The organism is Marisediminitalea oceani (assembly GCF_003731635.1).
Classification (GTDB): Bacteria; Pseudomonadota; Gammaproteobacteria; order Enterobacterales; family Alteromonadaceae; genus Alteromonas; species Alteromonas oceani.
Window position 1 is genome coordinate 1 of the sequence record NZ_RCUA01000025.1, and the last position, 7,774, is coordinate 7,774.

Below are 7,774 nucleotides of genomic sequence, written 5' to 3' on the forward strand. Positions count from 1 at the left end.
ATTAACGAGCGACTTAGATAAAATGGGGTGATCCGGGTCTATATTGATCGCTTACTTTACAATTGCCATACCCAGACCTGTGCCACCATATTTACGGGTGGTTGATAAATCTGCCTGAGAGAATCTGTTGCAGAGAGTGCCGACCTGCTCGGTGGTCATGCCTATTCCCAAATCCTGAACAACAAACGTTGTAGTCGTCGCTGAAGTATGGACGGAGAGTGAAACTATTCCTTTCTCAGTAAATTTTATTGCATTCGACAGAATATTCCCCAGAACCTGTTTGATCCTAACTTCATCACCTCCCCATGTCTCTGAAGGGGATACGTCCGAACTGACCTCAAGTTTGAGTCCTTTCTTTTCGGCGGTGTCTCGAACATTGTTAACTACTTCATCAACCAAATTACTCAAGATAAAAGGGGTTTCCTCGACTTCGAGTTTTTGTGCTTCGAGTTTTGAAAAGTCTAAAATGTCATTCAGAATACGCATCAGCAATTCTGATGAGGTCAACGCTATATCGACTAACTTTGACGAATCGGCGTATAATTGCCGCTGCTTTAACAGCTGTAATGTTCCCAAAACCCCGTTCATAGGGGTTCTAATTTCGTGGCACATGTTGCCTAAAAACTCACTTTTTGCATTATTTGCAATCTCAGCCATTGCCTTAGCTTCATTTAAGGCTTTGAATGTATTAACCTTTTCGGTGATATCTTTGAGTAAGCCTACAAATAAGCGTCGGTTATCTACAAGAACCTGTGTCACGGTAATTTCTACGGGAAACTGTTTGCCGTCTTTTCGACGTGCAATTAATTCCCTGGTTTTTCCTAAAACCGTGCTTCGCTCCTTAGAACTGTAAGCATTAACATAGCCTTGATGAGTACGCCCAATATCGTCAGGCATAAGCAGCGACACATTTTTTCCCAGTATTTCTTTGCGATCGTAAAGAAAAAGCTGTTCCGCAGCATAGGTAAAGTGCTCAATAGCCCCGTCACCATCTATGATGATGAGTGCTTCACCTAAATTCTCTAATACTGCTTCGTGTATTTCATGACCGTCTGTCACATTCTGCTCCGGATATATTACAAGTAAGGTTTAGCTGTAAGTTGAAAAAATGTAAAGCGATAGCAATTCCTCTACTACTTTAGATGCAAAGAACTAAGTTGCCTGTTGATTGTGCTTATTTTGAGCTATTTTATAGTAAGTATTCATCATAATTAAAACTCTAAGCCTACCGTGACATTGAACAACAGTACTAATGAAGCTTGGCGGCTTGTAAAAGTTACCTCATCCACAATACGTCCGTTTGGCGTTGTTGCATTATTGTTTGGCCTGTTAGCAGTCATAGGGTATATGAGTGCCTTTGAAGAGTTATATCGGCCCATTAACAACGGCTCTGCTACCCATCCTTTAACCGCTTTGACTATATCGGCAATTGGGGTGGCACTTTACTGCAACATAAAGCGGCAACCGCATATCGCACTGCAACGATTCTTTTCGATAATAGCCATAACATTTACCGTAGCTAGAATTTTAGAGGTATTGCTTAGCTCAGAGCTTACCCATTACTTTGTACCATTTCAGGAAGTAGTCTCAGAGGAAGTGTTGGCCGGTAAACACAATAGTATGGGTATTAATACTGCAATTATGCTTTGCGGGTTAGGTATATCGATTCTACTGTCATCATTCAAGCGGTCAATCTCATCTCAATTTGTTGCATCAATCGCAGGGTCTATACCGCTGGTTTCGTTTTTGGGTTACGCCTACGGTATTGACGGCTTTTACGGTGAGATGTCGATGTTAACAGCGGTTGCGGGATTTGCTCTTTCGTTAGCTACGATTTTTTTAAGCGCTAATAAAGGTGTTATGCGGGCATTACTAAGCCCACACATTGGTGGACGAGTTGCAAGATACCAGGCGTTGGCTGGTTATTTAGTGCCTTGTTTGTTTGGTCTCCTGGTCATCAAGTCGATTGTGAGTAATGAAACGAGCTTTTTTGGGATATTCGTGATTGGTGTGTGTTGGTTTATTCTCATAATGGCTGGCGTCTCGGCGTTTTTTACAGAGTTGGTCGATGGACAACGACGAGAAACGTTGAAAGAGCTAACAAGAATGGCAACCACGGATGAGTTAACCGGATTACCTAACCGGCGCACATTTATTGAAAGGGTTGAATTAGAGTTATCCCGAGCAGAACGAGTATCGCTTAATTTGTGGATGTTGATGATAGACGTGGATAACTTTAAAGAAATTAATGACACGGAAGGCCATGCAATGGGAGATAATGTGCTTAAAGCCATTGCCGGCATCTTAAAATCGTCGGTACGTCAAATCGATGCGGTTGGCAGGTTAGGCGGTGAAGAGTTCGCCATACTCCTGCCGGACACACCTTTGGAAGGCGCAAGAAGAGTCGCGGAAAGCATTCGCAGTAATATCGAATCGGAAGTCATTAAAGGTTGGACGGATAGTTACGGGCCGGTAACGATTTCTATCGGCGTAGCAAAGGCAGGTATCAATGATTCGTTCCAGGCGCTGTTGGATAAGGCCGATGAGGCACTTTATGACTCTAAGCACTCTGGTCGGAATAAGGTGTCATTTGATCCTAAATCATTGGAAATTAATTCTTAGCCAGAGCATCAGTCACATATTTAATAGGCTAGGGGCACTCTACAAATTCGCCATGCGATTTAACGTATTGAGTACAGGGCCTGAGGCAAGCTAGGCCCTGGTAGGTTTTAAAATCTAAGCAAAGTCGAGCAAATCGGTACCAAAGAAATTATCGATGATACAACGCCATTCACCGTTAGCCTGACGCTGCATAACATACAGAGCGCGTTTTCCTTCACACGGTGTTGCCAGCGGCGTAGCTTTCGGTACGAGGTATAACTTGCTTATAACCAGTGCAATATCACCAGCTTCAATAACAATCTCATCGCCGGTAGTAACCAGATGCGATGGCATATATTTTTTCTGAAAAGCCTGTAGTGCTGCAATGCTATCGTGTTGTTGCTGCTTGCCTAAGGGATGGGCAACTATATTGGCATTGTCGCTGTAGCAATTTGAAATGGTATGCAGATCACCGTTATTGACAGCTTGATGTAAACGGCTAAGTAATTCAGTGATTGATTGTTTCATGGTTATAGTCTCTGTAACGTTAGGTGGTGCCGCAAAGACTGACAAACTAAAAACCCGCCTTTGCGGCGGGTTTCGATAATTTTAATTGGCAAGTTGACGTCCTTGGGGTCTATATCTAGTCAAAGTTGCACAAGCCTTTGTAAAATCGAAATTTAATCATCTACAAAATGACATTCATCACCCTAAACAACCAAAGAAGGTTTCAATGTAAAGAATTTTATTTGAACATTCGGAACACTACGTTTAATGTGAATTACCTGAAGTAAGAAGCAATATTTGCTTATAGGATTGTGTTAAATGCCAAATTGGATGGTGGAATTTTTGTATGTTGTTCTAATGTCTAAGCGATGTGTTTTTGCGTTCTTGTTAGGGATTATCCTGTTCTTCTTGATAAGCGCTTATGGTCACCATGCTATGGAAAATTTTCAACTACAAGGCGTTTTTAAAGGAATTGAAGATGTTATCAGAGATAAATTTCTTAGACGGTACGATAAACTAGCTCTTGGCGCTCTGATTGCCTGCTGGATTCTGGCAATTAAGTTTTATATCAAAGATAGAAAGCGTTTCTTATAAACCTGGAATACCGTGACATGACATCTCAACTTGCCATTCTCTTAAATCGTAATAATAACTGTTATTACGATTTTAAATTGTCAGGATATAGTGTTATCCTGTTCGAATGAAATATCATCCCATTACTGACACCATCGACCTACAAGCGTCACTGCGAGATATTCTTGACACTCAAGAATTTAAATCGGTGTACCCTACTTTGTCTGAGTATCTTGATTCATTCGAGCAGCAAGGTATTCCTGCAAAAAACGATTTGAAGCAATTGCTTAATTTTTTGGTAACAGGCTTAAGCAATGCAAAAGGTACGCAATCAAGGTTCAGAAACGAGGCAGAGAGATTCACCTTGTTTTGCTGGCACGAACGCGGAAAATCAGTTCTCGATATTAAGCTTGAAGACATAAAGCTTTATATCGATTGGATTTGGTCACCACCAAAAAATTTAATTTCTGATACAACGATATCGAGCCGCTTTAAATACAGATCTAATTCAGATATTCGTGTTGTCAATCCAGAATGGCGCCCTTTCGTGCATCGCGCGCCCAAGGCAAATCGGAAAATCGAGTCATTTATTGCACCCGGCAAGGCTTCCAGTATCAAACATGCCTACAAACTTAGCCAAACTTCACTTCGCAATTCATATGCATCATTAAATGTTTTTTTTAAATGGTTAATCGATGCTGAACTGGTTATGCGTAACTATTTGGCTGATGCCAAGAAAAACTGTAAATATCTGACTAAAGGAAAAATATATCAGCCACCACATACGTTTGATGATGAGGTCTGGGATACATTTATCCAATCCCTTACAGATGCAGCTAACGAAAACCCTAAGTTTGAAATTCACAGATTTGTAGTGTTATCGCTAAAAGTATTGTTCTTAAGAATCTCAGAACTATCTTCACGTGACTATTACACCCCTTTGTTCAATCACTTTCGACCGGATCCTAGTAATGAAGGCTGGGTATTGCATGTCGTAGGCAAGGGAAAAAAAGAACGTGTAGTAACGGTACCTGATTCATATATCGAAAACGTGCTGGGTAGATACCGGGAATCGATGGGCTTATCTCCCCTTCCCAGAATCGATGAGGACACTCCAATCCTCCCATCTATGAAAACTGGGAAAGCGCTTAAGCAAGACAGTGTCAATAATATTGTTGAAGAAACGTTTGACTTGGTTATTTCTACTCTTATGAAGAGTGGAAAGAAACAACAGGCGCTTGATATTGCCGGTGCATCATCACATTGGTTGAGGCATACCGGCGCTACTCAAGCATTAGATGAATTGAATGAAACTATGTTAGCCGAAGAACTCGGCCATGCCAGTGTAAAAACGACAGTTGAAATTTATGTTGCTCCGGCACACAGAGATAGAATACGCAAAGGTTCACAACGAAAGCTCTAAGCACAAAATCCATTATTCTGAACTTGGAAATAGCATATCTTAGGGAAACTGCGAATAAGTCCTGCAATTTAGTTTTTGAACCAGCCTTTGCATTCGCCGTTTAATTTTTGAACGGTAAATTCTCAATTTCGGCCAATATACTACCTTTTTAGGCCTGATTTAGGCCTTATTCCGGGCTATTCCCGGATTTCAGACAGATCTTGGCTGTCGTCGCAACATCTGGTCTACTTTAAACAGGTTTGCCAAGGTGCATAGCATGGCTAACTGTGAGTCATTTTTCATCAGTCCTTTGTACCGTGCTTTGATAAAGCCAAACTGACATTTGATGATCCGAAACGGATGCTCCACTTTCGCCCGGATGCTGGCTTTTAAATATTCGATGTTGATGGCGGTTTTATTCTTGCGGGGATGCTTCTTCAGCGCCTGAACTTTGCCGGGACGCTCTGCTATTAGCCATTCCACGTTAGTGTCTTTCAGCTCTTCGCGTTTTTCTGCGCCCTGATAACCGGCATCGCCGGAAGCGAATTCTTCTTCGCCATGCAACAGGTTTTTCAACTGATTCAGGTCATGCTCATTGGCGGCGGTGGTTACCAATGTATGGGTGAGACGGTAATCCCCCCGAAAAATAACTGACGTCAAAAGTAGAATTTTCTCGTAACCTATACGCAGGAGATTCTGCATGAAAAAATCAAAATTTACTGACAGCCAGATCATGGCGATCCTGAAACAATCTGAAGCAGGTACACCGGTGCCCGAACTTTGTCGTGAGCATGGCATGAGCAGCGCCACATTTTATAAATGGCGGGCGAAGTACGGTGGTATGGATGCATCTCTGATGTCCAGACTGAAAGAGCTGGAAGAAGAAAACCGCCGTCTGAAAAAGATGTATGCCGAAGAAAGACTTAAAGCGGAGATTGTTCAGGAAGCTCTGACAAAAAAGTGGTAAAGCCGTCTCGCCGAAAGGAGATGGCACAACAAGCTGTAGCGACCAATAAAATTAGTGTTCGTGCTGCGTGTCGAGCATTCAACATCAGTGAAACCTGCTATCGATATCAGGCTAAACTCAGTGATGATAATGCCTGCATTGCAAACTGGCTCATCAATTTAACAGATGAGCATGCTGACTGGGGCTTTGGACAGTGTTTCCTGTATCTCAGAAATGTGGAAGGCTACAGTTGGAACCATAAACGCGTTTATCGTATTTATCGTGAGCTTGCGTTGAATCTGCGGATAAAACCCCGGCGGCGCTTAAAGCGAAATGCACCTGAGCCACTAAAAGAGCCAATCAAATCGAATCAGGTATGGTCGATTGATTTTATGCATGACCAGTTATCTGACGGTCGGAGCTATCGATTGTTAAACGTCATTGACGATTATCGACGTGAAGGACTTGCGATTGAAGCCGGGTTCTCCCTGCCTTCAATGCGAGTATTACGGTGCCTCAATCAATTGCTGGAGTGGCGTGAAAAGCCACTGGTCATACGCTGTGATAATGGTCCTGAATTCATCAGCCATGAGTTCACACAGTGGGCTAAAAAGCATGAAATAAGGATCGATTACATTCAGCCCGGTAAGCCACAACAAAACGCTTATATTGAGCGACACAACCGGACAATAAGATACAGTTGGGTGAGCAAGCACCTGTTTGATTCATTGGAAGAAGTACAGGACTATGCAACACAATGGCTTTGGTTTTACAATCACCAGAGACCGCACAAGGCCAATGGAGGCAAACCACCTCTGATGGCAGCTTAACCTCTACTTTTAACTTCGGTTAAAAATGGGGGGATTACCAGACCGCTCTTGGCATCCACACCAATATGGGCTTTCATGCCGAAATGCCATTCATTACCTTTCTTGGTCTGATGCATCTCCGGGTCACGTTCATTCTTTTTGTTTTTAGTGGAGCTGGGCGCTTCAATAATCGTCGCATCCACCAATGTGCCCTGCGTCATCATCACACCGCAGTCCGAAAGCCATTGGTTGACCGTTTTGAACAATTTGCGAGTCAGCTTGTGCTTTTCCAGCAAGTGCCGGAAGTTCATAATGGTAGTGCGGTCTGGAATGGCTTTATCCAATGACAGTTGCGCAAACTGGCGCATCGAAGCAATTTCATATAACGCATCTTCCATTGCCTCATCACCAAGGCTATACCATTGCTGCATACAGTGAATGCGAAACATGGTCTCGAGCGCATACGGACGTCTGCCATTGCCTGCTTTAGGATAAAAGGGTTCAATCACTTCCAGCAGTTGAGACCACGGCAGCAGGTTATCCATTCTGGATAAGAATATCTCTTTACGGGTCTGACGGCGCTTACTGGAAAACTCGCTGTCAGCAAAGGTTAACTGGTGACTCATGAGCGGTAATGTTTGTGATTTACTATGCAGCTATGATCTCACATCGGGGACTTATTCGCATCTTCCCTAGCTTGTCAACACCTTCCCCTCTTCCCACGATCCCTAATCTAAGTTCTGAGCGCCGCAATTCATCTTTTGTGTTATATACGCCCATACGTTCAATTCCATTCCTTGGACATATATGAGTACCTTTCCCAAAGGCTATGTTCTGCTAAATTGTTGCTACACTGTATATGAATACAGTCATTGAGAATTGATCATGCTCCCAGCACAATTTACAAAGCTTATAGCCGAGTTAGAACACTTAACA

General features: G+C 42.7%; 7 protein-coding genes and 1 pseudogene. 4 read left to right on the plus strand and 4 right to left on the minus strand.

Features of this window, described 5'->3' with window-relative positions; all coding sequences use genetic code 11:
• Positions 1–51: 51 nt before the first annotated feature.
• The gene (locus D9T21_RS09020) at positions 52–1,059 is read right to left on the minus strand and encodes a PAS domain S-box protein (protein ID WP_123324667.1); all 1,008 of its coding nucleotides are present in this window, start codon (positions 1,057–1,059) and stop codon (positions 52–54) included.
• A 288-nt stretch (positions 1,060–1,347) separates the two neighbouring features.
• Here D9T21_RS09020 and D9T21_RS09025 point away from each other — a divergent pair, with 288 nt between their 5' ends.
• The gene (locus D9T21_RS09025) at positions 1,348–2,622 is read left to right on the plus strand and encodes a GGDEF domain-containing protein (RefSeq protein ID WP_123324668.1); all 1,275 of its coding nucleotides are present in this window, start codon (positions 1,348–1,350) and stop codon (positions 2,620–2,622) included.
• Positions 2,623–2,736: 114 nt separating this feature from the next.
• Here the strand turns inward: D9T21_RS09025 and D9T21_RS09030 are convergent, their stop codons facing one another.
• Positions 2,737–3,129 (minus strand): YybH family protein, encoded by a 393-nt coding sequence (locus tag D9T21_RS09030; protein ID WP_123324669.1) that lies wholly within the window; start codon positions 3,127–3,129, stop codon positions 2,737–2,739.
• Positions 3,130–3,426: 297 nt separating this feature from the next.
• On the opposite strand from D9T21_RS09030, the gene D9T21_RS09035 reads away from it, so the two are divergent.
• Together D9T21_RS09035 and D9T21_RS09040 are read left to right on the plus strand one after the other, a co-directional pair.
• Entirely contained in the window at positions 3,427–3,702 is a 276-nt protein-coding gene (locus D9T21_RS09035) for a hypothetical protein (RefSeq protein ID WP_123324670.1), read from the plus strand.
• Positions 3,703–3,808: 106 nt separating this feature from the next.
• Complete coding sequence (locus tag D9T21_RS09040) at positions 3,809–5,104, plus strand: tyrosine-type recombinase/integrase (RefSeq protein WP_123324671.1); 1,296 nt, start codon at positions 3,809–3,811, stop codon at positions 5,102–5,104.
• 189 nt (positions 5,105–5,293) lie between these two features.
• Here the strand turns inward: D9T21_RS09040 and D9T21_RS09045 are convergent, their stop codons facing one another.
• Positions 5,294–5,881, minus strand: a complete 588-nt coding sequence (locus tag D9T21_RS09045) for a transposase (protein WP_338134013.1) — start codon at positions 5,879–5,881, stop codon at positions 5,294–5,296.
• Here D9T21_RS09045 and D9T21_RS09050 point away from each other — a divergent pair.
• Positions 5,784–6,859, plus strand: a protein-coding gene (locus D9T21_RS09050; protein WP_123324672.1) for an IS3 family transposase whose coding sequence is annotated in 2 segments (ribosomal slippage) — positions 5,784–6,036 and positions 6,036–6,859 — 1,077 coding nt in all. Because the reading frame shifts where the segments join, the coding sequence is not laid out codon by codon here. The two genes, D9T21_RS09045 and D9T21_RS09050, sit on opposite strands and share 98 nt — an antisense overlap.
• Positions 6,860–6,897: 38 nt before the next feature.
• Here the strand turns inward: D9T21_RS09050 and D9T21_RS09055 are convergent.
• Positions 6,898–7,464: pseudogene (locus D9T21_RS09055) on the minus strand (IS5 family transposase); the annotation flags it as partial.
• Between the last annotated feature and the right edge of the window lie 310 nt (positions 7,465–7,774).

What these genes read in the sequence shown, in the direction of transcription:
- D9T21_RS09045 (WP_338134013.1), bottom strand. Translation starts at nt 5,881, where the DNA reads ATGCCATGCTCACGACAAAGTTCGGGCACCGGTGTACCTGCTTCAGAT.
- D9T21_RS09035 (WP_123324670.1), top strand. Translation starts at nt 3,427, where the DNA reads ATGCCAAATTGGATGGTGGAATTTTTGTATGTTGTTCTAATGTCTAAG.
- D9T21_RS09030 (WP_123324669.1), bottom strand. Translation starts at nt 3,129, where the DNA reads ATGAAACAATCAATCACTGAATTACTTAGCCGTTTACATCAAGCTGTC.
- D9T21_RS09040 (WP_123324671.1), top strand. Translation starts at nt 3,809, where the DNA reads ATGAAATATCATCCCATTACTGACACCATCGACCTACAAGCGTCACTG.
- D9T21_RS09025 (WP_123324668.1), top strand. Translation starts at nt 1,348, where the DNA reads ATGAGTGCCTTTGAAGAGTTATATCGGCCCATTAACAACGGCTCTGCT.